This is a genomic window from Mitsuokella jalaludinii (assembly GCF_928722185.1).
Lineage (GTDB): Bacteria > Bacillota > Negativicutes > Selenomonadales > Selenomonadaceae > Mitsuokella > Mitsuokella jalaludinii.
This window is the reverse complement of sequence record NZ_CAKMXA010000001.1, coordinates 1,643,168-1,666,751: the sequence shown is the minus strand read 5'-3', so window position 1 is coordinate 1,666,751 and position 23,584 is coordinate 1,643,168. Positions and strand designations below refer to the sequence as shown.

At 61.1% G+C, this 23,584-nt stretch carries 20 protein-coding genes; 2 read left to right on the top strand and 18 right to left on the bottom strand.

Annotated elements, in window-relative coordinates; all coding sequences use genetic code 11:
* Positions 1 to 29 precede the first annotated feature (29 nt).
* The 5 genes from QDI87_RS07780 to cysK all read right to left on the bottom strand — a co-directional run bounded on the left by QDI87_RS07780 (position 30) and on the right by cysK (position 6,789).
* A complete protein-coding gene (locus QDI87_RS07780; RefSeq protein ID WP_055161794.1) occupies positions 30 to 971 on the bottom strand; it encodes an AEC family transporter in 942 nt (313 codons plus the stop codon).
* 416 nt (positions 972 to 1,387) lie between these two features.
* The gene (locus tag QDI87_RS07775) at positions 1,388 to 2,839 is read right to left on the bottom strand and encodes a TrkH family potassium uptake protein (protein ID WP_036377170.1); all 1,452 of its coding nucleotides are present in this window, start codon (positions 2,837 to 2,839) and stop codon (positions 1,388 to 1,390) included.
* A gap of 45 nt (positions 2,840 to 2,884) precedes the next feature.
* A complete protein-coding gene (locus tag QDI87_RS07770) occupies positions 2,885 to 4,363 on the bottom strand; it encodes a TrkH family potassium uptake protein (protein WP_278742814.1) in 1,479 nt (492 codons plus the stop codon).
* Position 4,364: 1 nt separating this feature from the next.
* Positions 4,365 to 5,717 (bottom strand): Trk system potassium transporter TrkA, encoded by a 1,353-nt coding sequence (trkA, locus tag QDI87_RS07765; protein WP_036377167.1) that lies wholly within the window; start codon positions 5,715 to 5,717, stop codon positions 4,365 to 4,367.
* 139 nt (positions 5,718 to 5,856) lie between these two features.
* On the bottom strand, positions 5,857 to 6,789 hold the full coding sequence (gene cysK, locus QDI87_RS07760; protein ID WP_226867278.1) for a cysteine synthase A: 933 nt from the start codon (positions 6,787 to 6,789) through the stop codon (positions 5,857 to 5,859).
* 191 nt (positions 6,790 to 6,980) lie between these two features.
* Between cysK and QDI87_RS07755 the strand changes: the two genes are divergently transcribed.
* Together QDI87_RS07755 and QDI87_RS07750 are read left to right on the top strand one after the other, a co-directional pair.
* The gene (locus QDI87_RS07755) at positions 6,981 to 7,427 is read left to right on the top strand and encodes an RrF2 family transcriptional regulator (RefSeq protein ID WP_036377161.1); all 447 of its coding nucleotides are present in this window, start codon (positions 6,981 to 6,983) and stop codon (positions 7,425 to 7,427) included.
* A gap of 340 nt (positions 7,428 to 7,767) precedes the next feature.
* Positions 7,768 to 8,001, top strand: coding sequence for a hypothetical protein (locus tag QDI87_RS07750; RefSeq protein ID WP_036377296.1), 234 nt, complete (start codon positions 7,768 to 7,770; stop codon positions 7,999 to 8,001).
* Between the two features lie 81 nt (positions 8,002 to 8,082).
* On the opposite strand, the gene QDI87_RS07745 is transcribed toward QDI87_RS07750, so the two are convergent.
* The 13 genes from QDI87_RS07745 to QDI87_RS07685 all read right to left on the bottom strand — a co-directional run bounded on the left by QDI87_RS07745 (position 8,083) and on the right by QDI87_RS07685 (position 23,572).
* Positions 8,083 to 9,534, bottom strand: coding sequence for a glycoside hydrolase family 32 protein (locus QDI87_RS07745; RefSeq protein ID WP_278742809.1), 1,452 nt, complete (start codon positions 9,532 to 9,534; stop codon positions 8,083 to 8,085).
* Between the two features lie 62 nt (positions 9,535 to 9,596).
* Positions 9,597 to 11,474 (bottom strand): glucose PTS transporter subunit IIA, encoded by a 1,878-nt coding sequence (locus QDI87_RS07740; RefSeq protein ID WP_055161803.1) that lies wholly within the window; start codon positions 11,472 to 11,474, stop codon positions 9,597 to 9,599.
* A 113-nt stretch (positions 11,475 to 11,587) separates the two neighbouring features.
* A complete protein-coding gene (gene dnaB / locus QDI87_RS07735) occupies positions 11,588 to 12,916 on the bottom strand; it encodes a replicative DNA helicase (protein WP_036377293.1) in 1,329 nt (442 codons plus the stop codon).
* A 2-nt stretch (positions 12,917 to 12,918) separates the two neighbouring features.
* Positions 12,919 to 14,844, bottom strand: coding sequence for a Lon family ATP-dependent protease (gene lonC / locus QDI87_RS07730; RefSeq protein WP_255240546.1), 1,926 nt, complete (start codon positions 14,842 to 14,844; stop codon positions 12,919 to 12,921).
* Positions 14,845 to 14,912: 68 nt separating this feature from the next.
* Complete coding sequence (rplI, locus tag QDI87_RS07725; protein WP_255240545.1) at positions 14,913 to 15,356, bottom strand: 50S ribosomal protein L9; 444 nt, start codon at positions 15,354 to 15,356, stop codon at positions 14,913 to 14,915.
* A complete protein-coding gene (locus tag QDI87_RS07720; protein WP_255240544.1) occupies positions 15,328 to 17,337 on the bottom strand; it encodes a DHH family phosphoesterase in 2,010 nt (669 codons plus the stop codon). The genes rplI and QDI87_RS07720 overlap by 29 nt, the downstream gene beginning before the upstream one ends.
* A 39-nt stretch (positions 17,338 to 17,376) precedes the next feature.
* Positions 17,377 to 18,336 (bottom strand): YybS family protein, encoded by a 960-nt coding sequence (locus QDI87_RS07715; protein WP_255240543.1) that lies wholly within the window; start codon positions 18,334 to 18,336, stop codon positions 17,377 to 17,379.
* A gap of 151 nt (positions 18,337 to 18,487) precedes the next feature.
* The gene (locus tag QDI87_RS07710) at positions 18,488 to 19,384 is read right to left on the bottom strand and encodes a hypothetical protein (RefSeq protein WP_423791139.1); all 897 of its coding nucleotides are present in this window, start codon (positions 19,382 to 19,384) and stop codon (positions 18,488 to 18,490) included.
* A gap of 142 nt (positions 19,385 to 19,526) precedes the next feature.
* Positions 19,527 to 20,462, bottom strand: coding sequence for a cation diffusion facilitator family transporter (locus tag QDI87_RS07705; protein ID WP_255240541.1), 936 nt, complete (start codon positions 20,460 to 20,462; stop codon positions 19,527 to 19,529).
* A 215-nt stretch (positions 20,463 to 20,677) separates the two neighbouring features.
* Positions 20,678 to 21,091 (bottom strand): hypothetical protein, encoded by a 414-nt coding sequence (locus QDI87_RS07700; protein WP_036378241.1) that lies wholly within the window; start codon positions 21,089 to 21,091, stop codon positions 20,678 to 20,680.
* Positions 21,092 to 21,202: 111 nt separating this feature from the next.
* On the bottom strand, positions 21,203 to 22,210 hold the full coding sequence (hypE, locus tag QDI87_RS07695) for a hydrogenase expression/formation protein HypE (RefSeq protein ID WP_255240540.1): 1,008 nt from the start codon (positions 22,208 to 22,210) through the stop codon (positions 21,203 to 21,205).
* Positions 22,200 to 23,312 (bottom strand): hydrogenase formation protein HypD, encoded by a 1,113-nt coding sequence (hypD, locus tag QDI87_RS07690; protein WP_255240539.1) that lies wholly within the window; start codon positions 23,310 to 23,312, stop codon positions 22,200 to 22,202. Before hypD ends, hypE begins: the two co-directional genes overlap by 11 nt.
* Positions 23,309 to 23,572 carry a HypC/HybG/HupF family hydrogenase formation chaperone gene (locus QDI87_RS07685; protein ID WP_036378238.1) on the bottom strand — a complete coding sequence of 88 codons (264 nt, stop codon included), beginning with the start codon at positions 23,570 to 23,572 and terminating at the stop codon, positions 23,309 to 23,311. The genes hypD and QDI87_RS07685 overlap by 4 nt, the downstream gene beginning before the upstream one ends.
* Positions 23,573 to 23,584: the final 12 nt, after the last annotated feature.

Genomic DNA, 23,584 nt, shown 5'->3' with positions numbered 1-23,584 from the left:
AAGGATACGACAAGATGTTCTCCAGAGCATCAGAACAGGCCGAGCGTCTTCAAGACGAAGACCCAGCCGAAGATCGTGAAGCACGAGAGCCCCGTCGTGTAGACGACGCAGTTGCCGGCGAGGTCGGCATCACTGCCCATCTGCTGTGCCATGGCGTAACCGGCAACGGCGCACGGCGTCGCGAAGATGGCCATGAGTGTGACGAGTTCGACGCCGCGGAAGCCCACAAAGATGGCCAGGCCCAGCATGATGGTCGGCACGATGATGAGCCTGCCGAGGACGCAGCCGACGAGCTGTGGCAAATGCTCGTGGTAGCTGCCCGCCTTGAAGGAAGCGCCGAGAATAATGAGTGCCATCGGCGTCGTCGCAGCAGCGAGCTGGCTGACCGGCTTGAGGATGACCTTTGGCAGAGGGATGCCGAGAAGCAGCATGGAGAAGCCGAGAATCGCGCCGAGGATCATCGGGTTCTTGAGCACGCCGAGGAGAATGCCGGGCAGGTAGAAATGGCCGCCGCGGAACGTCTCGAGGATGAAGACAGAGACGATGTTGTAGATCGGCACGATGATCGCGATCATCATCGTCGGGATGGCCAGCTGGTCGTCGCCAAAGATATTGCTGATGATCGGGATGCCCATGATGACGAAGTTGCTGCGGAAGATGGCCTGGATCATCGCCCCGCGCCGCTTGTTCGACTTCTCGAGCAGACAGATGATGATGCCGCCGATGAGCGCCGACGCGAGCACGCCTAGGGCACCGAACAGGATGAGATGCGGCCGGAATGTCTCGGCGATGTCAGTCGTGTAGATGTTGTAGAACATCATGAAGAAAAAGAAGATCTTGAAGACCATGCGGTTGACATGGGCGAGCTCCAGCTCGGTGAGCAGCTTCATCTTCTTGACGGCTACACCGATGAGCATCAGGAAAAACAACGGGATAATCGCGCAGACTGCGACGATCAGGTTACTGACCATAATGATTCCACCTTTCATGATGGTTTCAGTATAGCACAAAAAAAGACGCCCTAGGAAGCGGCGATGTGGGATTTATCATTGACAAATACGCGATAAACTGTCCTACTACGTTACTTAGTACTCTTCTCGCGTGGCGGGGTGGACCTTTTTCGGCTTCGGACTTCCGCTGAATGGGCCTCAAGCTGCTCCTGTGCCATAAAGAAGATTCGCCGCGGCAGGCGGCGAAATAACTTCAAGGACGGCTAGAAACATGGGGCACATTTAACGGAGCGACGAAGCCAGAATACATCCCCCCGCCCATCACGCAATCTGCCCGAGAGCGCTAAACACAAATGAAGATCCACGCCGAAGCCGAAACAGGTATCCCCGCCAGGTAAGAATTTCCCTAAGTAACGTTGCGCAACACTTTCCCACCTTCACCAGCGATTGCGGATTTTCCAGAATTCCGGGCTCAGCATGACGAGCAGGGTGAAGAGTTCGAGGCGGCCTAAGAGCATCTCGATGCAGAGGATGCTCTTGGTGAAGTCAGAGAGGCCAGCGAAGTTGCAGGTGGCGCCGGCTATACCGAAGGCGGGGCCGACGTTGCCGAGGGTGGTGATGCTGATGCCAAGGGCGTCGAAGGCGCCGATGCCGTCGAAGGTCAGGAGCAGCGCCCAGAGGACGATGCAAAGGATGTAGAGGAAGAAGAACTGCCCGACGCGCAGCAGGATGTCGCCGCCGACCTCGATGCCGTTCATGTGCGCACGGATGACACGGCGCGGGCTGAGTTTCTGATGGACAACGGCCCAGGCGTTCTTGGCGAGCAGGACGACGCGCGAGACTTTGACGCCACTGGCCGTCGAGCCTGCGCAGCCGCCGCTGATCATTAGCATCATCAAAACGCCCTTCGAGAAAGCGGGCCACTGGTCGAAGTCGGCTGAGACGAAGCCCGTCGTCGAGAGCGAGCCGACCTGGAAGCTCGCATAACGGAAAGCCTCGACGGGCTTCATGCCCATCGCATCGATGAGATTCACGGTGATCAGCAGCATGGCCGCTGCGAGGATCACGAGGTAGGCCTTGAACTCCGTGTTGTTCTTGAGCACGCGCGGCCCCTTTTTCCAGACGCGGTAGTAGAGGCCGAAGTTGCCGCCCGCGAGGATCATGAAGAAGGTCATCCATCCCTCGAGCGCGGGGTTGTCGAAGTGCATGGCGTTGTCGTCGTAGAGCGAGAAGCCGCCCGTGCCGAGCGTGCTCATCGCGTGCGCGATGGCGTCGAGGAAGGTGAGGCCGCAGAAGAGATAGATGACGCAGGCCGTGACGGTGAAAACCATGTACATGAGGAAGAGCGAGCGCGTCATCTCGCGCAGGCGCGGCAAGACGCGGTCGCGCGTCGGCCCCGTCGTCTCAGCGTTGTACATGTAGACCGTGCTCTGGCCGGCCTGCGGCAGCAGCGCGATGAAGATGACGATGATGCCGAGGCCGCCGAACCAGTGCGTCATCATGCGCCAGAACAGGATGCTGAACGGCTGCGACTCGATGCTCGTCATGACGGTCGCGCCCGTGCCCGTAAAACCTGAGATGCTCTCAAAGATGCCGTCGAGGAAGCCCAAAGAGCCGCTCAAAAGATACGGCAGCATGCCGAGGAAGGTCGCGAGCAGCCAGCCGAGGCCCGTGATGGCCGCGCCCTCGCGCATCGTCAGCTGCTCATTGCCGGAGCGGCCGTTGACGCGCAGCGCGAGCCCCACGAGCACGCAGATGCAGATGGAGACAGCAAAGGCCGGCGCACTCCTCTCCCAGCCGTAGAGCGCCATGAGGAAGGGGATGCCGAGGATGACGGCCTCCGCCAGGACGAGGCGCCCGAGCACGTAACAGATGATATCCCAGTTCATCCCCTAACCTCCTTTCTATCTGTATCGATTCCCTTACAAAACCAATCACCAATGGCGTCCGACAGAGCGGATGCCTCCGTCGAGCAGCACAAAGAACGAGAAGAGCTCGATACGCCCGATGATCATGATGAAAGCGCAGAAGAGCTCCATCCAGTCGGGCGCCTCCGCAAAGCTCATGATGCCGAAGAGATCTGCCGTCGAGCCTGCGCTCGTCAGGCAGCCCGCCGCAACGCCCATCGCCTGCATGAGGCTGATGCCCGAGAGTGAGATGACGAGCGTGGAGACGATGAAGATGCTCAAAAACAGGAAAAAGAACGACAGGATGCGCCCGACAATCTTCATCGGCACGGGCAGCCCGTCGATCTTGATGCTGACGACCATGTGTGGGTGCAGGGTGTGGCGGACTTCCGTCACGCCCATGCGCATGAGCACGAGCAGGCGCATGACCTTGAGGCCACCGCCCGCGCTGCCGATGCAGCCGCCGACAAAGACGAGCACGAAGAGCACGAGGCGCGAGAAATCCGGCCAGTCCCAGCACGGCGCGGAAACAAAGCCGCCCGTCGACAGGAAGGCCGCCGTCTGGAACAGACCGTAGCGCAGGCTCTCCGACGCATCGTAGACACCCGAGCGGCAGAGATTCCAGGCGACGAGCACACCGCTCGCGAGAAAGAGCCCCGCGTAAGCCTGCAGTTCCGTATCGCGCAGCATGAGCCGGAAGCTCAGCCTGTCCCAGACCTTCCAGCAGAGCAGCGGATTGAGGCCCGAGAGCAGCATCGAGATGCCGGCCGCGAGTTCCAGCGCGATGCTGTCATAGGCGATGAAGTAACCCGGGTCAGCCGAGCCGCTCGACGACAGCGTCACCATCGACTGCGTCAGGGCTGCGAAGGGGTCGAGTCCGGCCAGCAGGTAGAGCGCAAACGAGAGCCCCGTCAGAGCGGCGTAGACGCCCAGCCCCTGGCGCGCCGACTCCGCCATCTTGTTCCAGACAGGACTGAAAAAAATGCTCTGGCGCGCCGACAGGGTGAGGCCGAAACAGCCGCTGACCTGCGGCAGGACGGTCGACAGGATGATAATGAAGTTGAGGCCGCCGAGCCAGTTCATGATGCTGTGCCAGAGGATGAGGCTCCGCGCCATGTCGCTGCGCGCGTAGTCGAGGCACGAGAGCCCCGTCGTCGTGATAGCGGCCACGCTCTCGAAGAACGCGTCGACAGGGCTCGTCAGGACACCTGAGAGCACGTAGGGCATCATGCCGAGGACGGAGAGCAGCGGCCAGACGAGCACCATGAAGAGCGCGCCTTCCCAGACATCGATCTGGCGCTTGTGGTCGCGGCCGAGCCAGCCAAAGCCCAGGCCAAGAGCCAGAGAGAGCACGGCCGGCACGAGGAAGGCCCAGCTCTTCTCCTCATGCCAGAGCAGGCTGTCCGCAAACGGCACGAGCAGGGCGAGCCCCACGATGGACGCGACGCCGCCCATGAGCAGCCAGAAGATGTCCAGCTGGCGTTTTCGCTGTTGGAGCTTGATCATCTCATTCCCTGCCCTTGAAATACTGCATGACCTTCTTGGAGAACTGCGTCTGGATGAAGAGGATCGTCCGGTCGCCCGGCTGGAGGACGGTCGCGCCGTTCGGGATGACGGCCTCGCCGTCGCGCACATAGGCGCAGACGAGGCAGGCGCGCGGCAGCTTGGCCTCCATCAGAGGCTTGCCCGCCACAGGCGCGCCTTCCTGCACGATGACCTCGACGGCCTCCGCCTTGGCGCCCTCGAGCAGCGATACCGAGACGACGCCGCCGCGGCGCGCGAAGGCCAGGACCTCGCTCGCCGAGAGCAGGCGGGCCGAGAGAACAATGTCGACACCGACTTTCTCCATGAGCTCCACGTACTCGTTGCGCGCGACGCGCACGACCGTCTTCGTCTTGTTGTGCGACATGTGGCGCGCGAGCAGCGCCAGCATGAGGTTGAGCTTGTCATCCTCCGTCAGGCAGACGACGACGTCCGCCTCCGCCACGCCTTCCTCTGTCAAGAGGTCGATGTCCGTGCCGTCGCCGCAGATGGCGATGCCGTCGACGAGCTTGTCCGCCATGAGTCGGCAGCGCTCCGGGTCCTTGTCGATGACCTTGACGCGCACGCCCTGCTTCTCGAGCATCGGCGCAAGCGCGCGGCCCGCGCGGCCCGCGCCGATGATGATGACGCGGTGCAGCTTGCGGGCGTCGCGCTGCACGAAGGTCTGGCTGAACTTCTCGATCTCCTCCGGGATGCCGATGAAATAGGCGTTGTCGTGCGGCAGCAGACAGTCGTCGCCGTGCGGGATGATCATGCGGTGGTCGCGGAAGATCATGCCGGCCAGCACGCCCTTCGGGAACTCGATGTCCTTCAGGGGGATATTCGCCAGCGGCGACGAGCGACGCACTTTCGTCTCGAACAGCCGGATCTTGCCGTGTGCGAAGTCCTCGACATCGAGCGCAGCCGGTGTCATGAGGATGCGGTTGATCTCGTTGGCGGTGATGAGCTCCGGGTTGAGCATGAGGTCGATGTCGAAATTCTCCTTGAGGTAGTCCTTGGCCTCGCTCATGAACTGCATATCGCGGATGCGCGCAATCGTGTGGCGGATGCCATGCTTCTTCGCGAGGATGCAGGCGACCATGTTGACCTCGTCGCTGGCCGTCACCGCGATGAGGATGTCGGCCCCGCGGATATCGGGGTCATTCATCGTGATGGGGCTCGCACCGTTGGCGAAGATCGTCAGTACATCGAGTGTGTTCTTGACGGCCTCCAACTGGCCTTCATCGTGATCGATGACGATCACGTCGAACTGTTCTTTTGAGAGGAGCGAGGCGATGCTGTAGCCCAGCTTGCCCGCTCCGACCACGACAATACGCAAGACGGCAGCCTCCTATACAAAATTAAATGATACTTTTCATTATACCATCTCCGCCCGTATCCAACAAAATTTTGGGCAAAGAAAAGACAGGGGCCGCTGGCCCCTGTCTCTGACGTGTGATATGTGGGAGGTGTCTTTATTACTCGACGAAGAGTTCCGTCGAGAGGTAACGGTCGCCCGTATCCGGCAACAGAGCGACGATGTTCTTGCCCTCGAACTCCGGACGCTTGGCGAGCTCGATGGCAGCAGCGAGTGCTGCGCCCGAGGAGATGCCAATGAGCACGCCCTCGACATGGGAGAACTGGCGGCCGTACTTGAAGGCATCCTCATTCGGCACGGCGATGACTTCATCGTAGACCTTCGTGTCGAGCGTCTCCGGCACGAAGCCTGCGCCGATGCCCTGGATCTTGTGCGGACCTGCCTGGCCCTTCGAGAGGACCGGGCTCGTGGCCGGCTCTACAGCGACGACGCGGATGTCCTTGTCCTGCTTCTTGAGGTAGTGGCCGACGCCCGAGAGAGTGCCGCCCGTGCCGACGCCAGCGATGAAGGCATCGACCTTGCCGTCGAGATCGTTGTAGATCTCCGGGCCCGTCGTCGCCTCATGGGCAGCCGGGTTGGCCGGGTTGGCGAACTGCTCCGGGATGAAGGAGTTCGGTGTTTCCTTGGCGAGTTCCTCAGCCTTGGCGATGGCGCCCTTCATTCCCTTCGAGCCGTCCGTCAGGACAATCTTCGCACCGTATGCCTTGAGCAGGTTGCGGCGCTCGACGCTCATCGTCTCCGGCATCGTCAGGATGGCTTTGTAGCCGCGGGCTGCTGCGACGCTGGCGAGGCCGATGCCCGTGTTGCCGGAGGTCGGCTCGATGATCGTAGCGCCCGGCTTCAGTTTGCCGTCTTTCTCGGCCTGCTCGATCATGGCCTTCGCGATGCGATCCTTGACGGAGCCAGCCGGGTTGAAGTACTCGAGCTTCACGTAGATGTTAGCCTTGATGTCATTGGCCTTGATGAAGTTGTTGGCCTTCAGGAGCGGCGTGCCGCCGATCAGTTCCGTAACGCTGTTGTAGACTTTACCCATGGTGAATACCTCCATTTATATCATGTGCATTTCAGTGCGAGTTAAAACATATATGATTAATATGTTTATATATTAGCACAGCCTCAGCGCCTTGTCAATAGGGATTGACTTTTTCCTGTATTTCTAATATGATATAGCATACAAGAATGACATATATTTTCAATATGATTATTAGGAATGAGGGAATATCGATGAAGATTTCTGCTAAAGGCCGCTACGGGCTTGCGGCCATGACGTACCTGGCCCGCAATTACGCTTCTGGCTCGCCGGTCACGATCGTCAGTATCTCGGAGAAGCTCGGCATCTCGAAGATCTACCTCGAGCAGGTATTCTCGCTGCTGAAGCGCGCGCGCCTCGTCAATTCCATCAAGGGCAGCCAAGGCGGCTACCAGCTCTCACGCGCGCCGCGCGAGATCACGCCGTACGATATCCTCTCCTCCATCGAACTCTCTCTGATGGAGGAAACGGCGCCCGCCGCCCAGGAGAAGATGCCGGAACTCGACCGCGCACTCGCCGCCTGCGTCTTCACTCCGCTCGACGAAGCCATCCAGAAGACGCTCTCCTCTGTCTCGCTCGACGACATCCTCACGGCCATCGACAAAGAGAAATCGACCGAGAGCCTCATGTATTTCATCTGATTGACAGCATCATAGCATCAAAATGCGGCAGAACTTTGACTATCTCAGGGTTCTGCCGCTTCTTTCAAGCGAAAATGTGCCTATTTCGCAATAATTTTTATAGAAAACGTTCTCTATATGGTATTAATTCCATAAAATGAACCATTTTCCCCGCTATAGCCGTAAAATACAGTTTAACATCAGATTCAAACTGTAGTATAATAGCCGTAAGTTGTGAAGGAATACGCCCCTATCCCTATCATCGCTTACAACAGTCCGCAAGTTTTCTGTGCATGGCAGAAGGAGTCGGTCCGCCCGGTTTCCTGCTTTCATGCCGTCGGTTTTGTTGGAGGTGTTTCCCATGATGATCGACAATATCCGCGTTATCATCGAACAGGGTCCCTTCTCCGCGGAAGACGCACAGTATTATATCGAACGTATCAAAGCTACCACGAAATTCACATTGAAAAAGATCACATTCACACGTTCCGATACTTATCTGGATATCCGCTATGCATTTGCAGAGATTCCATTTGAGCGTATCCGCCGAGTCGCATTGGCGGCCCCACCAAAAAAACGTGCTGTAAATAACTGATTCTATCAGTCCTGTTTGCAAGACAGAAAGCCCCGAAGCAGTCCGCTGCTTCGGGGCTTTCTCTATATGCAGTTACGTCTGTCAGGGATTGAAGCGGAAGGCGTCGAGCTCCCAGACGCGGCCCGTGACCGTCTCTAGTGCGGCGTCGGCCTCGATGCGCAGCTCGGGGCGGATGTTCTTCTCGGGGAAGACGAGCATGCTCGCCACGTCTTCGCCGTGCTGGAAGAAGGCCTCGACGGCGGCGCGGTCGACGAACATCTGCAACGAGAGCACCTTGTCGACGAACATCTTGAAGCGGCGCACGCCGCGGCCGCCGTTCTTCATGCCCGTGCGGTCGATCGTCATGGCCTGCGTCGTGCGGTCGTACGAGAAGACTGTCTTCTCGAGGCCGTAGGCCAGCGTCATCGTGATCTTCTGCGCCTTGCCCAGCGTGATGTCCAAGAGGACTTCCGAGCCGTCGAAGAGACGCGTGAGAATGCTGCTCTCCATGTCGGCATCGATGTCGATGGCCGTGCTCTCGATGCGCAGGGCCTTGAGCTCAGCGGCCGGGCGCGAAAAGATGTGGCCCTGGCGCAGCGTCAGCACGCGCGGCAGTGTCAGGCTGTACATCCAGCCCTTCTCGCTCGTCGGGTACTCTGCGTCCTTGTCCGGCATGCCCATCCAGCCGAGCAGGATGTGGCGGCCTTCGTGCTGGATGACCTGCGGCGCATAGAAGTCGAAGCCGTGGTCGAGCTCCTGGAACTTCGTGTGCTGCATCATGTCCATGCTGTCGAGCGACAGGTGGCCTGCGATGTAGCCGGCCTGGTAGATGTTCTGGCGGTCGAACTCGCGCGCCTCGAGACCCTGTGGGCAGAAGATCAACGCGTCGTAGCTGCCGAAGTGCAGCATGTTTGGGCACTCCCACATGTAACCGAAGTCCCGGAGGCGCGTCTTGAGCTCGCCGAGATTCTGCCAGCCGTCCTTCGTCTCCTTGTAGATGAGAACCGTGCCGCGCGGCTTCTCCTCGTCCGCCTGCGCGCCGATGACGAAGTAGCGCTTGCCGTGGCGGTGGAAGAGGTACGGGTCGCGGAAGTGGCCCGTGATGCCCTCGGGACTGTCCGGCACGACGATCTCGTCCTTCTCGACGTGGCCGTCGGCCTGCAGCGTGCCCAGGCGCTGTGCCGGCGTGCGCACGCCGTCATTCTTGGCGTTGCAGGTGTAGAAGACGCGGACCTCGCCCTTCTCCGTGAAGCCGCAGCCCGAATAGCAGCCGTCCTTGTCGTGCTCGTCGCTCGGCCAGAGCGAGAGTTCCGGCAGCGAGTAGTGGACGAAGTCGCGCGTCTTCACGTGTGCCCAGCACTTGTTCTTGTGCTCGCAGCCCAGAGGGTTCCACTGGTAGAAGATGTGGTACTCGCCGTTCGCGAACGTCATGCCATTCGGGTCGTTGATGAGGCCGAACGGCATCTCGAGATGGAAGCGGTTGTGCCAGCGGTCCGTCAGGGGGAAGCCGGCCGCCACCTTGGCATCGATGGCCTTCTTATCAAACTTTTCCATAAGGATCTCCCTTCTATACAAACAAGAAAAGGGCTGCCGTAACGGCAGCCCTCATAGAGTTCTTACGCTTCGTCCTCTTTTTCCGGGTTAAACAGCGTGAACGTCAGAGCAAACGCTACGGCAAAACCGACGACATTGACGAGGATGTACTGCGGCAGGTGGTCGAGGTACAGGAGCGTACCCGGCAGCACCGTGATGCCCATGCCCGTACCGGCAAGGTGCAGGAAGCCGGCAATGCCGCCTGCGCAGGCGCCGCCGACGAGCGCGTAGAGGAACGGCTTCATGAGGCGCAGGTTGATACCGAAGATGACCGGCTCCGTGATGCCGAGGAAGGCCGGCACGATCGAGGAAACGTAGAGAGCGCGCTTCTTCTTGTTCTTTGTGCGGGCTGCGACAGCGGCAGCGGCACCGCCCTGTGCGATGATGGCGCCCGTGATGATGGCGTTGAACGGATCGACGCCCGTCGTGGCGAGGAGCTGGACCTCAAGGGCGTTGAAGACGTGGTGGACACCGAAGACGACGATGACCTGATGGACGCCGCCGACGATGAAGCCGCCGATGCCGTACGGCAGAGCGAGGAACGTCTGGATGGCACCAAAGACGGCGAGCTCAATCCAGTGCATGATCGGGCCGACGATGAGGAGGCCGAGAATCATGGAGATGAAGAGCGTCAGGAACGGCGTGACGATGAGGTCGATGACATCCGGGATGAAGGTCTTGAGCCATTTCTGGAGCTTCGCGGCGAAGATGCCAAGGACGAGGGCCGGCAGGACGGAGCCCTGGTAGCCGACGACCGGCACGCTGAGGCCGAAGATGTCCATCATGATTGGCTGTGCCTCACCGGCTGCGATTGCGTAGGCGTTCGGCAGCTGCGGTGCGACGAGCATGAGGCCGAGGACGATGCCGATGACCGGCGTGCCGCCGAAGCGCTTCGTCGTGGACCAGCAGACGAGCGCCGGCAGGAAGGCGAAGGCCGTATCCGTGAGGATCTGGCTCATGCGCAGGACATTGTCGCTGAACTGGACGCCAAGGCTCAGGCTGGCACCGCGCAGGCCCATGAAAAGACCTGTCGCGACGAGGACCGGGATGATCGGCACGAAGACGTCACCGAGCGTGCGGGAAATCTTCTGGGCCATCGACATCTGTGCGTATGCCTCAGCCTTGTTGTTGCTGGCACCGGCGAGGCCTGTGCCGGCAACAAAGGCGTCGAATACCTTGTCGACGAAGCCCGTGCCGAGAATGATCTGGTACTGGGCCGCGGCGAAGAACTGGCCCTTGACGCCGTCGATATTCTCGATGGCCTTCTCATTGAGCTTCGACTTGTCGTTGATGATCAGGCGCAGGCGCGTCGCGCAGTGCTCTGCGCTGCGGACGTTGTCGCGGCCGCCAACGTACTTCCAGATGAGCTTGGCGACGCGCTCTTCCTTCGGGAGGTCGCTGTAGTCCTCTTCCGGCTCTGCAGGAGCCTCTGCAGCGGGGGCTTCCTCTTCAGCCGGCTCCGCCGTGACCGTCGTGATTTCCTTGTCGCCGAGCGCCACGGTGATCTTGTCGTAGTCGAAGGCATTCGTCACGAGAACCGGCGTCGTCGTGTCGTAGCCGGCCGACTTGATGCCCTCCGGGTCGAACTCGAGCAGGAGCTGGCCCTTCTTGATTGCATCGCCCTGCTCGATCTTGGCGTCGAAGTACTTGCCGCCGAGGTTGACCGTGTCGATGCCGACGTGGATCAGGATATCTGCACCATCCTCTGAATGGATGCCGATGGCATGCTTCGTGCCGAAGAGCACGGTGACGGTGCCGTCGACTGGCGAGAAGACCTTGCCCTCCGGATCCTTGACGGCAGCGCCCTTACCCATAGCGCCGCTGGCAAAAGCCGGGTCCTTGACATCTTTCAATTCGATGAGCTGTCCCTTGAGCGGACTGTTCAAGCGAATCTCTTTCATGAAGATTTCCCCCTTTTCTCTTTTCCTCTCATTTCGATTCGATTCCTCTTTATGAGACCGTTTTCATATTCCAAGTGTATAACGAAGACTGCGTTTTGTCAAGCAAAAAAACGTCACTCGCGGATCATATCGCGGAACTTCGTGTACTCCTTCTGGAAGTAGAGATTGACCGTGTCGACAGGACCGTTGCGGTGCTTGGCGATGATGACTTCCGTCTGGTTCTTGTGCTCCGTGTCCTTGTCGTAGTAGTCCTCGCGATAGAGGAACATGACGATATCGGCGTCCTGCTCGAGAGAGCCGGACTCGCGCAGGTCGGAGAGCATCGGGCGCTTGACCTGGCGCGCCTCGACGGAGCGCGAGAGCTGCGAGAGAGCGATGACCGGCACGTTGAGCTCGCGCGCGAGCGCCTTGAGGGAGCGCGAGATCTCGGAGATCTCCTGCTGGCGGTTGTCGCCGTTCTTGCCCGGCCGGCCCTGCATGAGCTGCAGGTAGTCGATGACGATGAGGTCGAGGCCGTGCTCCGCCTTGAGGCGGCGCGCCTTTGAGCGCAGGTCCATGATGGTGATGCCCGCTGTGTCGTCGATGTAGATTGGCGCGCGATTGAGCTTGTCAGCGACGGTGACGAGATTCGTCCAGTCCTCGTCGCCGAGCTGTCCCGTGCGCAGGAGCTGCGAGTCGATGCTGCCCTCGGAGCAGAGCATGCGCTGCATGAGCTGCTCCTTGCTCATCTCGAGCGAGAAAAAGGCGACCTTGCCGCCGTGCAGGCCGACGTACGAGGCGATGTTGAGCGTGAAGGCCGTCTTGCCCATTGACGGGCGCGCGGCGACGAGGATGAGGTCGGACGCCTGCAGGCCGCTCGTCAGGCGGTCGAGGTCCTTGAAGCCCGTCGGCAGGCCCGTAATGCCGCCCTTTGACTCGTAGAGCACGTTGATGCGCTCGAACGTGCGCATGAGGATGCTCTTGATTGGCTCGAAGCCGTTGGCCGTCTGCGAGCCTGCCACGGCGAGGATCTTCTGCTCGGCCGCGTCCATGATGTTCTCGACGGGCTGCGAGTCCTCATAGGCGGCGCCGGCGATCTCCGTCGCCGCGTCGATGAGGCGGCGCAACTCGGCCTTCTCCTTGACGATCTTCGCGTGGTAGGTGACATTGGCCGCCGTCGGCACGATATTGGCGATCGTCGTGATGAACGGGATGCCGCCGATTTTCTCGAGCTCGCCGTCCTTGCGCAGCTGCTCTGTCAGCGTGACGAGGTCGACTGCCTCATCGTTCTCCGCGAGCTTCAGCATCGCGTCGTAGACGCGGCGGTGCGCCTCGCGGTAGAAGTCCTCCGGCTGCAGGATCTCCTGCGCCTCGATGATCGCCTCTTTCTTGATCATCATCGCGCCGAGCACTGCCTGCTCAGCTTCGATGTTCTGAGGCGGCACACGATCTGGTAGTGCCATCTTCATTCCCCCTCAAAAATCAGCTGGAATGCCTCCTCGGCCGTCTCCACCGCGTGGATGTCGAGCCCTAAGAGGTCTTCTGGGATGTCGCGCTCGTTCTCCTTCGGGATCACGAGCGTCTTGATGCCGGCCTGGCGCGCGCCGTACGCCTTCTCAAAGACGCCGCCCACCGGGCGCACGCGGCCCGCGAGCGAGATCTCGCCCGTCACGGCCACATCCTGGCGGATCTTCTTCCCCGTCACAGCGCTGACGATGCAGGCGAGGATGGCCGTGCCGGCGCTCGGCCCGTCGATGTTGCCGCCGCCGATGACGTTGATGTGCACATCGTAGTCGTGGATATCCTTGCCCGTGAGCTGGCGCATGACGGACGCCGCGTTGAAGACGGAGTCCTTGGCCATGCTGCCGGCCGTCTCGTTGAAGCGCACCATGCCCTTGCCCTTCTCTCGCGCGGGGAAGGCCACGGCCTCGATCTCGATGACGGAGCCGAGGAAGCCCGCGACGCCGAGGCCGAAGATGTGGCCCTGCACGGCCGTGTGGCGCGCCTTGCGCGTGACGAACTGATAGAGGCGCGAGACTTGCGCGACCTCGTAGACGGCCTCGCGGCCAATCGTGAGTCCTGCCATCTCTCCATTCGCCTTCTCGAGCGCGAGGCTGTAGGCGTCGGCGAGGATGTTGATGGCCTTGCGCCCCTCCGTCGTGTACTCGGAGATCAGCGTCGCCACGCCCGGCTCGAGCGCGACCTCGAGCTTCGCCGCCGCATTCTGCACGATGGTCTCGATGTGCTTCGGCGTCAGCGGCTCGAAGTAGATTTCGGCGCAGCGCGAGCGCAGGGCGGGGTTGATGTGACCGGCGTCGCGCGTCGTCGCGCCGATCAGCACGAAATCAGCCGGCGCGCCCTCCTCGAAGAGCTTGCGGATGTAGGGCGGCACCTTCGGGTCAGTCGGGTCGTAGTAGGCCGACTCGAAGTAGGCGCGCTTGTCCTCGAGGACCTTCAGGAGCTTGTTCTGCAGCATCTCGTCCATTTCGCCGATCTCGTCGATGAAGAGGATGCCGCCGTGCGCCTCTGTGACGAGGCCCGGCTTCGGCTCGGGGATGCCGCTGTCCGCAAGCGTCCTCTGCGCGCCCTGGTAGATGGGGTCGTGGACAGAGCCCAGAAGCGGATTCGTGATGTCGCGCGGGTCCCAGCGCAATGTCGTGCCGTCCGTCTCGACGAACGGCGCATCCTCACGGAACGGCGAAGACGGCTTCTTACACGCGGCCTCGAGCACGAGGCGCGCGGCCGTCGTCTTGCCGACGCCCGGCGGCCCGTAGAGCAGGAGATGCTGCGGGTACGGCGAGGAGAGCTTGGCGAGCAGCGATTTCACGGCGCGCTCCTGCCCGACGATCTCGCTGAAGTCGCGCGGGCGCAAAAGTTCCATGACCGACTGCGTCAGGTGGATGCTGTCGAGCTGCTCAAGCTTCTTGCGCTTCTCGGCGTCCTGCGGCGATTCCGCATCAGGCTTCTCCTCCTTGATGACCTGCTTGCGGATGTCGTCGACGTAGTCCTGGTGCTCCTGCTCAAGCTTCTCGTTGACCTTCTTCTCGATGCGGTCCTCGATATCCTTGCGCGCGCGCTTCTCGGCGATGCGCTCCGTCAGACGCTGGAGCACCTCTGGCAGGTCCTCCTCGCGCGGGGCGGGATGCAGGAGCGGATCCTCGTCGAGGATGCGCTGCAGGGCCAGCACGCGCTCACAGCGCCCCGAGGAGCGCAGGAGATTCATCGCGTTCATGCGGCCGGCCTGTATGACGAGCGAATCGGTGCCGATGAGGTCGATGAGCGCCTGGTAGAGCGCATCGATCTCGCGGTCGATTGGCAGTACCTCCGGCTCTGCGGGCGGCGCCACTTCCTTCTGCTCATCGCGGTGAAAAAAACGATTAAAAAAGGACATATTCCCTCCTCTGTCTGCTATCTGGAATCAAAAAGCCCCCTCTTGCGAGGAGGCTTCTTCTGTGTCAATCACTCTGCGACGACGCTGACTTTGATCTTGCTCGTGACAGACGGATGAACCTTGATGACCGCCTCATAGACGCCGGTGCCCGTCACTTCACCCTGGATGGTGATCTTGCGCTTGTCGATGTCGATGTGCTGCTTCTTGAGCGCATCCGAGACATCCTTGCCCGTCACGCTGCCGAAGAGCTTGCCGCCCTCGCCGATGCGGACGGGGATCCTGACCTCGACCTTCTCGAGCTGCTTGGCCATGAGCTTGGCCTCGTCAGCTGCCATGGCCTCCTTGCGGGCCTTGGAGCCTGCCTGGGCATTGGCTACATTGAGGTTCTGCGACGTGGCCGGCACTGCTGCCTTGCGCGGCAGCAGGAAGTTGCGGCCGTAGCCTTCCGATACCTCTACGATATCGCCCTTCTTGCCGAGTTTCTTAACGTCCTGCTGTAAGATTACTTTCATCTTGATCATTCTCCTCTATGTACTTCTTGGCAATCTCGATTGCCTGTTGTTTGATATCTTCTACATCGCCGCCCTTGACCTGAGCGCCGGCGACGTTCTGGTGGCCGCCGCCGCCGAAGGCCTCCATGATGACCTGGACATTGAGCTCGCCCGTCGAGCGCGCGCTGATGCCCACCGTGTCCTCCGTGAGCTGGAAGACGACGATGCTCATGCGCACGTTCTCGATGCGCAGCAGCGAGTCCGCGACCTGCGCCGCGATGACCTGGCCATTCGAGATGAGCTCGGGGCATGTCGAGACGATGAGGCCGCCCTCGTAGAATTCCGACCGGGCCTCCGCCTTCGCGAGTGCGACGGTCGTCTCATAATCCGTGCGGAAGAGGTGGCGGACCATGACGGGGTCGGCACCGCTTCGACGCAGGTAGGCCGCAGCGTCGAAGGTGCGCACGCCCGTCTGCACGGCGAAGTTCTTCGTGTCGACAACGATGCCGGAGTAGAGCGCTGTCGCCTCGACGCGCGAGAGCACGAGGTCGTCGCCGAAGTACATCAAGAGCTCTGTGACGAGCTCGCTCGACGAGCTCGAGGCCGGCTCGATGTAGACGAGCAGCGGGTTCTTGATGAAGTGCTCGCTGCGGCGGTGGTGGTCGATGACGATGACGCGCGGGATGCGCTCCAAGAGCGCCGGCGCCGCGACGAGGTGCGGGATGTGCGTATCAGCGACGACGAGCACGGGATTGAGTGCCGTCATGCTCGCTAGATCGTCCGCGTGCACGATGATGTCCCGGTACTCCTCGTTGTCCTTGAGGATGTCCTCGAACTTGCCGATGCCCTCGTTCATGTCGGACAGCACGATCTTGACGGGCTTGCCGAGCTGGCGGGCCATCTTGGCCACGCCCATTGAGGCGCCGAAGCAGTCGAAGTCCTCATTGTGGTGGCCCATGACGTAGACGGCATCGGCCCCCTCCATGATCTCGCGGATGGCGTGCGCGACGACGCGCGCCTTGACGCGCGTGTGCTTCTCCACGGCCTTGGCGCGGCCGCCGAAGAACTGCGTCTTGCCGCCGATCTGCACGGCGACCTGGTCGCCGCCGCGGCCGAGCGCGAGATCGAGCCCCGCCTGGGCCTGCGTGCCGAGGTCGGCCATGCTCTGGCAGTCCGCCACCGCCACGCCCATCGAAAGCGTGACGGGCAGGCGGTTCGCGCTGTGGAGCTGGCGGACCTTGTCGAGGATGTCGAAGCGGGCCGTGATGGCCTTGTCGAGGCCCTTGCGCTCGAGGATGACGACGTAGAGGTCATCCGACACGCGCCGCATGAAGCCGCCAAGGCTCTTCATCCAGGTGTCGAGCTGCTGGTTGACCGAGAGCAGGAGCGCCGTGCGAGCCGCCTCGTCGAGCCCCTGGATGACCTCATCGTAGTTGTCGATCTGGATGTAGGCGAGAACGGTGCGGCTGAGCTTGTACGAGCTGCGCAGCGTCTCGAAGCCCGTGATGTCCTGCACGTAGAGCGCCATCAAGGGCGCCTGGTGCGGCGGCACGGGCACAGGCCGGTAGCGGACCTGATAGTAGCGGTCCTCGTTGGCAAAGACGTATTCGCCGACCGTGCCCCAGACGGGCCCGATGATGACGGCGGGCCAGATATCCTTGACATCCGTGTCCTGCTCCGGCTTCTTGCCGGCGTACTCCGCCATGCGCTCATTGCACCACTGGATGCGCCCCTCCTGATTGACGATCAGGATGCCCTGCGGCAGGTCCTCGATGGCGTAGTTCATCATCTCATTGAGGTTGCGCACGACATTGCGGCAGTAGCGCTCAAAGCGGCGCGACCTGTCGTGGCAGCGCTCCTTCACGAAGAACGCCAGGCAGAGCCAGATGACAAAGGCGATTGCAGCGATGAAATAGTTGTAGCAAGACAGGATGCCGATGAGCATCAGTATTACGAATAGATGTATCGAAAGATCGATCCATGCCGAGAGATTCCGCGGCATTGTTTCACCTCATTCCAAATTATGCGGATATGCCTGCTGTCAGCTCTTCTTCTGGCCGAAGCGGCGCCGATAGTCGAACAGCATATCGAAAAGGCCCGTGAAGGCCAGGATCTGCATGAGGACACCGCCCAGCAGCACGAAAGCGTAGAGGCAGATGCGCATGACCTTGCCCACGCGGAAGCGGTCCATCACATAACTCATCAGCGAGAGCCCCTGGATAACACCGGCGCCCATCGCCACCATGTTGAGGTTGAAGGCCGCCTGATAGAGCGGCTGTATCTCGCGCGAGCCGCCCCAGTAGATGCCGACGAGCGCGAATCCGAGCAAGTACAGGAAGAACTGTGGCAAGCGCCACTCCGCAAAGGGCGGCAGCTGCGGCACCGACTCGCCGAGCCGGCGCAGCACGCGGCTGCCGACAATGTAGGCGACGGCCGCATCGAGCAGGCCCATGACGCCGACGACGAACGGCAGCAGCAGATTGAGGTACGTCAGCGCCTCCTGCACCTGCGCGCGACTCGCCTCGATAGCTGCCTTATCCATGCCCATCTGCTCATAGACAGCAAACGTCTCGTCAAAGCTCTGCTGCATGACGTCCATCTGCATGTTGAGCGGGTTGACCGATGTCAAGAGGAACAGCAGGCCGAACGTCAGGAGCTTGCCGGCGACCGACGCGACGAGCGTCGTGCCGAAGGCCTGCGCACCGGACCACCTGCGCCTGAAGGCGTAGCCGAGCACGAGGCCGGTCGGCCCGAAGGACAGGACCATGCGCAGCGAGATGGTCGGCTCGATGAGCAGCGCCATGATGACGCCCGAGACGAGAACGGCCATCGCGCCCCAGCGCAGGCCGTGGCGCACGACGAGCACGGTGACGGGAATGGCCCAGACGAGCGAGGCCACGACACCGACCACGGGCAGGTAGACTGCCGCGAGGGCCAGGATGACCGTCAGCGCCGACAAGAGACCACTCTCTGTGAGCGGCGTGATTCTATGTGAAGTCATGTCTTCATCCTTTCAAAACTAAGACTATTTTTCATTATATCAGAAGAACCGATTCCTGTCTTGCCAGCAGGTACTAAAGCATCTGCCCCTAGCAAAAAGACCCCGCGCTGCTGCGCGAGGTCTTTCCATGGCAATATACTGCTTTGACCGGTCACTGTGCCTGCGTTGTCACGACGCCGTAGAGCGTCGTATCGGCCTTTGTCTGGATGTAGAGCTCCGTGCCGGCCGGCAGGCGGACATCCTTGCCGTGCACGAAGGCACCGGCCACGATGCCAACAGGACCGAGGACGGCGATGCCCGCGAGGCTTGCACCGGCGGCCATCGCGAGGCTCTTCATCTCTTTCTTGGCCGCTTCGCCGACGTGCGTGTCGACGTAAGTGCCATCAATCGACTTCGTCTTGTTGAAGTCGATGTTGACCTCTGCATTGCGGCCGAAGTTGCGCGCCTGCTTGACCTTCATCACTGTGCCCTCGCCCGGCAGCCCCTTGGCGAAAACGAGCTTACCGTTGACGATGACATCGTCCGCGACCTTGTAGCGGATCGTGTCGCCGACCTTGAGGTTGTCCGAGTCGACCGGCGTGACGAGCGTAATCTTGACGAGCGTATCAGCCGGCACGCGCACCTGGTCGAGCGGAAGGACGGCCGTGCCGAACGATGCCTTCGAGAGCGCCGTGAGGCGCTGCTTGTAGGTGCCCGTCCCCGTCTTGCCCATCATGCTCATCTCGAGGTCCGCCATGCGGGAATCGACAGGTTCCATGCTGACCTCGTGGCCGATATTCCACTCGACGGCATTGAGATCGGCGAGCAGCGACGGCTTCGTGCTGTTCGTGTAGACTTCGTTGTAGATAGCGTTGACGCGCGCCATCATGCTGCCACTGCGGTGCGAGCCGTCGTAATCCTTCTCTATCTTGTTGATGCGGTCGACGAGCGCGCCCGTCTGGACAGTACCGTACGTGTCCTTCTCGATCGCTCCGAGTTTGTCCTGGACCGTCTCCGGTGTCGCGGCCGCCGTGATGCCCATCGACGAGACGAAGAATACAGCGCTCATGACGGCGCTGACGAGCTTGCGGAATTTCATGTGTCGTTCCCCCTTGACCCGTATTGTCGGGATTCTCCCGGCATTCTGTCTTTGAATGTTGCCTATGTCTATTATTTTGGCATAGATTCCTGGAAATAGCAAGGACAGCCGCTCATCCTTTTTGGTGGGCGCCCTCGGCCTGCGATTCCTCGTAGAGGCTGACCTTCGTCTCGACATCATGGTAGCCGGCCGGCTCCGGGTGGATCATGATGTCGAACGTGCCGAGCTCCTCGCGAATGAGCTGCTCGAGTTCATCGCAGATTGCGTGGACCTGTGAGAGATGCATGTTCCCGTCGAACAGCACGTGCACATCCAGGAGCTTGTAGGAGCCCGAACGGCGCGTCCTGAGGCAGTGGCAGCCCTTGACTTCGGGCACGCTCTCGATGATCTTGCGGATGCGCTGCTCCTCTGCCTCCGGCAGGCTCGCATCCGTCAGCTGCATCGTCGAATCGACAATCATGCGCCAGCCCGCGCGGAAGATGATGCCGGCGACGAAGATGGCGATGACCGGGTCGAGCCAGGCCCAGCCCGTGACCTGCATGAGCACAAGGCCCGTCAGGACGCCGATGGACGTCCAGATGTCCGCGCGCAGGTGTAGACCGTCGGCCTCGAGTGCCTGCGAGCCCGTCTTCTTCGCCACGACAATGAGGCGGTGCGAGACGAAAAAGTTGATGACGATCGAGATGACCATAATCGCGATGCCGTAGCTCAAGAACTCCGGCACGGCCGACGCATGGAACTTGTCCACGGCCTCGTAGACGATGCCGAGCGCGGCCGCCACAATGAGCACAGCCTCGACGGCTGCCGAGAGGTTCTCGTACTTGCCGTGGCCATAGTCGTGCTCCACGTCAGGCGGCGTCACCGACTTGCGCACGGCCCAGAAGGCGATGAGCGCGGCGATGAGGTCGACGCCTGAATGGAGCGCCTCCGAGATCAGGCTGACCGCGCCGACGTAGATGCCGACGATGAGTTTGAGGACGACGAGCGTCGTATTCGAGATGATGGACAAGTAAGCTGTCCGCTGCTTCAAGGCAGCATTCCTTGACATGAATATGCCCCCTAAAAAAATCGTTGTGGTATTCCGAGAAAAAGCTGGACAAAGCAGATCTGCCCCGCTATAATGAGTCTGTCGAGCGATCGACATACTCAAAAGCACTTATATTTCATATGTTTTCTTGCTTTTGGACGCGCGAGCGTCTTTTTTTTTGCCGTTTTTGCAGAAAGAGCCTGCCCCCTGAGGGGCAAGCTCTTTTTATTTCCTTTTCATTCACTGCCTGAAGCATTCGCTGTCATGACGAACTGCACGATCTCATTCATCGGGGAGGTCACGAGGTAGGGCCTCGCTGGCTCTGCCTGGTCGCTCGACTGGAGGACGTCCTTCGTGTCGTAGCGCTGCACCTCCGAGGCGAAGATCTGATATGTCCTCTTCGCGGGGTCGAACTGCATCAGGTAGATGTAGCGGCGGTTGAGGTCGGCCCGTATGACGGCGACGCGCGCCGTCCAGAGCGTCTTCTGCACGTCGTTCTCTACGACCTGATCCGAGGAGATCGAATCCGTGTCGACGTAATACCCCGTCGAGCCATTCGCATCGACAAACTGCATGTTCTCGGCGTAGGCGCGGCTCATGAACACCATCAGGCAGACGGCCAGCAGACAACCGATCTTGCGGATTCCCATCCCTTCATCGTCCTTTCTTCATCCCCATCACGGAGAACTCTTGCAAGCAGGATTCACTATCTTTCTTATTATAGGAAAATCCGCCTGCATCGTCAAGCACTCTGGATTGCGTCAGCAGATGCGCGGCACGAGGTTGCCGAGCGGCATGTCGACGATGCGGATACCGCCGATGGCCGTGCGCAGGCCGACCTGGCCCGGCGCCTCGGCCGTGACCTCGCCGATGAGGCAGGCGTCCTTGCCATAGGGGTTCTCGCGCATGACGGCGAGGACCTTATCGGCCTCCTCCGCCGGCACGAAGGCGATGCATTTGCCCTCGTTGGCGAGGTAGAGCGGATCAAAGCCCAGGATGTCGCAGACACCGCGGACCTCCTCGCGGATGGGCAGCGCGTCCTCATCGATGAGGACGCCGCAGTGCGAGGCCTCAGCGATCTCGTTGAGCACGGCCGCCACGCCGCCGCGTGTCGGATCGCGCAGCACGGCGATGTCCGGCGCGGCTTCGAGCATGGCGCGCGTCAGCGAATTCAAGGGCGCGCAGTCCGTCTTGATGGTATCCGGCAGTTCGAGGCCGTGACGGCCGGCGAGCACTGTCGCCGCGTGGTCGCCGATGAAGCCGGAGAGTAGGACCTTCATGCCGGGCTTCACGTGATGCGGCGAGATGGAAGTGCCCGGGATGATGTCGCCGATGCCGGCCGTGTTGATGAAGATGCCGTCGGCCTTGCCGCGCTCGACGACCTTCGTGTCACCCGTGACAATCGCGACGCCGGCCTCCTCGGCCATCTCGCGCATCGTGTGCGCTATCCTGCGCAGGTCCTCGATGAGGAAGCCCTCCTCGAGGATCATGCCGACCGAGATGTAGCGCGGTACAGCGCCCGTCATCGAGAGGTCGTTGACCGTGCCGCAGATGGCCAGCTTGCCGATATTGCCGCCGTTGAAGAACAGCGGCTGCACGACGTAAGAATCCGTCGTGAAGGCGACCTTGCCGCTCATCGCCACGGTCGCGCCATCGTGCAGTTCGTTGAGGTACGGGTTTGAGAACTCCGGCAGGATGACCTCCTGCATGAGCTCCTGACTCAATTTGCCACCGGCGCCGTGCGCCATCGTAATGCGTTCATCTGCCATATGAAAATCTCCCCTGACCGTATTTATACCAAGCAGCGCAGACACCCTCGACCGATACCATGCAGGGACCGATGGCGTGCGTCGGCACGCATGCCTTGCCGAAGAGCGGGCATTCCTTCGGCGTCACGATGCCGCGCAGCACCTCGCCGCAGCGGCAGCCCGGCTTGTTCTTGCCCATCGGCACGTCGAGCGGCAGCAGCCGCTCGATGTCGTAATCTTTGAAGGCCTCGCGCATGCGCAGGCCTGACAGCGGGATGACGCCAATGCCGCGCCAGGCCGCGTCAGCCGGCTCGTAGACGAGGTCCGTCGCGTGCTTGGCGGCGGGGCTGCCACCCGCGTGCACGACACTGCCGTACTCGTTCTCGATGCGCGCCGCGCCCTCCGTCACCTGCTTCATCAGGCGGTAGAGCGAGCGCAGGATCTGCAGCGGCTCGAAGCCCGTGACAACGCCCGGCATGTGATATTCCTCGGTGAGGAACTGGAAGACCTCCGTGCCCGTGATGACGGAAACGTGACCCGGCAGGATGAAGCCGTCGACGCGGACATCGGGGTCATCGAGCAGTGCACGCAGTGCCGGCGGCACGAGCTTCTGGGCTGACAGCATGTAGAGGTTGACGATGCCCTGCTGCTTGGCAGCCAGCACCGTCGCAGCAGCCGTCGGCGCCGTCGTCTCGAAGCCGACGGCGAGGAAGATGACTTTCTTTTCGGGATTGTCCTTCGCCACCTGGATGCTGTCGAGCGGCGAGTAGACGATGCGGATGTCCGCTCCCTCTGCCTTGGCCTCCATGAGGCTCGACTTCGAGCCCGGCACCTTGAGCATGTCGCCGAACGTCGTGATGATGGTATCCGAGCGCTTGGCGTAGGCGATGGCCTTGTCCATGTAGTCGTCCGGCGTCACGCAGACGGGGCAGCCAGGGCCCGAGACGAGCTCGACATTCTCAGGGAGCATCTGGCGCAGGCCCGCGCGGAAGATCGCTACCGTGTGCGTGCCGCAGACTTCCATGAAGCGCAGCTTGTGATCTGCGCCCTCAGCCATGCGGCCAATCTCTGCGACGAGGCGCTTGGCGAGCTCGCGCTCTTCTTCTTTTGTCATAGCTGTCATATCTCCGTGCCACCTGCTTCTTCTGCGATGCCGGTGACCGTGCGCGGCGCGCCGTTCATCTCGGCGAGCAGTGCGTTCGTCTCGGCGACTTCTTCTTCCGTGACCTTCTGTATGGCAAAGCCGGCATGCACGAGCACATAGTCGCCGACCTGCGTCTCCGGCAGCAGCATCAGGCTGATATCGCGCGTCACGCCCGAGATATCCACCTTGCCCACTGCGTCATGGATCTCCTTCACCTTAGCAGGAACTGCCAAACACATATCGTTACCTCC

What these genes read in the sequence shown, in the direction of transcription:
- QDI87_RS07780 (WP_055161794.1), bottom strand. Translation starts at nt 971, where the DNA reads ATGGTCAGTAACCTGATCGTCGCAGTCTGCGCGATTATCCCGTTGTTT.
- cysK (WP_226867278.1), bottom strand. Translation starts at nt 6,789, where the DNA reads ATGGGTAAAGTCTACAACAGCGTTACGGAACTGATCGGCGGCACGCCG.
- QDI87_RS07710 (WP_423791139.1), bottom strand. Translation starts at nt 19,384, where the DNA reads ATGAGCGCTGTATTCTTCGTCTCGTCGATGGGCATCACGGCGGCCGCG.
- QDI87_RS07715 (WP_255240543.1), bottom strand. Translation starts at nt 18,336, where the DNA reads ATGACTTCACATAGAATCACGCCGCTCACAGAGAGTGGTCTCTTGTCG.
- QDI87_RS07775 (WP_036377170.1), bottom strand. Translation starts at nt 2,839, where the DNA reads ATGAACTGGGATATCATCTGTTACGTGCTCGGGCGCCTCGTCCTGGCG.
- hypD (WP_255240539.1), bottom strand. Translation starts at nt 23,312, where the DNA reads ATGACAGCTATGACAAAAGAAGAAGAGCGCGAGCTCGCCAAGCGCCTC.
- QDI87_RS07740 (WP_055161803.1), bottom strand. Translation starts at nt 11,474, where the DNA reads ATGAAAGAGATTCGCTTGAACAGTCCGCTCAAGGGACAGCTCATCGAA.
- QDI87_RS07700 (WP_036378241.1), bottom strand. Translation starts at nt 21,091, where the DNA reads ATGGGAATCCGCAAGATCGGTTGTCTGCTGGCCGTCTGCCTGATGGTG.
- dnaB (WP_036377293.1), bottom strand. Translation starts at nt 12,916, where the DNA reads ATGGCACTACCAGATCGTGTGCCGCCTCAGAACATCGAAGCTGAGCAG.
- QDI87_RS07745 (WP_278742809.1), bottom strand. Translation starts at nt 9,534, where the DNA reads ATGGAAAAGTTTGATAAGAAGGCCATCGATGCCAAGGTGGCGGCCGGC.
- QDI87_RS07685 (WP_036378238.1), bottom strand. Translation starts at nt 23,572, where the DNA reads ATGTGTTTGGCAGTTCCTGCTAAGGTGAAGGAGATCCATGACGCAGTG.
- QDI87_RS07755 (WP_036377161.1), top strand. Translation starts at nt 6,981, where the DNA reads ATGAAGATTTCTGCTAAAGGCCGCTACGGGCTTGCGGCCATGACGTAC.
- QDI87_RS07770 (WP_278742814.1), bottom strand. Translation starts at nt 4,363, where the DNA reads ATGATCAAGCTCCAACAGCGAAAACGCCAGCTGGACATCTTCTGGCTG.
- rplI (WP_255240545.1), bottom strand. Translation starts at nt 15,356, where the DNA reads ATGAAAGTAATCTTACAGCAGGACGTTAAGAAACTCGGCAAGAAGGGC.
- QDI87_RS07705 (WP_255240541.1), bottom strand. Translation starts at nt 20,462, where the DNA reads ATGTCAAGGAATGCTGCCTTGAAGCAGCGGACAGCTTACTTGTCCATC.
- QDI87_RS07750 (WP_036377296.1), top strand. Translation starts at nt 7,768, where the DNA reads ATGATGATCGACAATATCCGCGTTATCATCGAACAGGGTCCCTTCTCC.
- lonC (WP_255240546.1), bottom strand. Translation starts at nt 14,844, where the DNA reads ATGTCCTTTTTTAATCGTTTTTTTCACCGCGATGAGCAGAAGGAAGTG.
- hypE (WP_255240540.1), bottom strand. Translation starts at nt 22,210, where the DNA reads ATGGCAGATGAACGCATTACGATGGCGCACGGCGCCGGTGGCAAATTG.
- QDI87_RS07720 (WP_255240544.1), bottom strand. Translation starts at nt 17,337, where the DNA reads ATGCCGCGGAATCTCTCGGCATGGATCGATCTTTCGATACATCTATTC.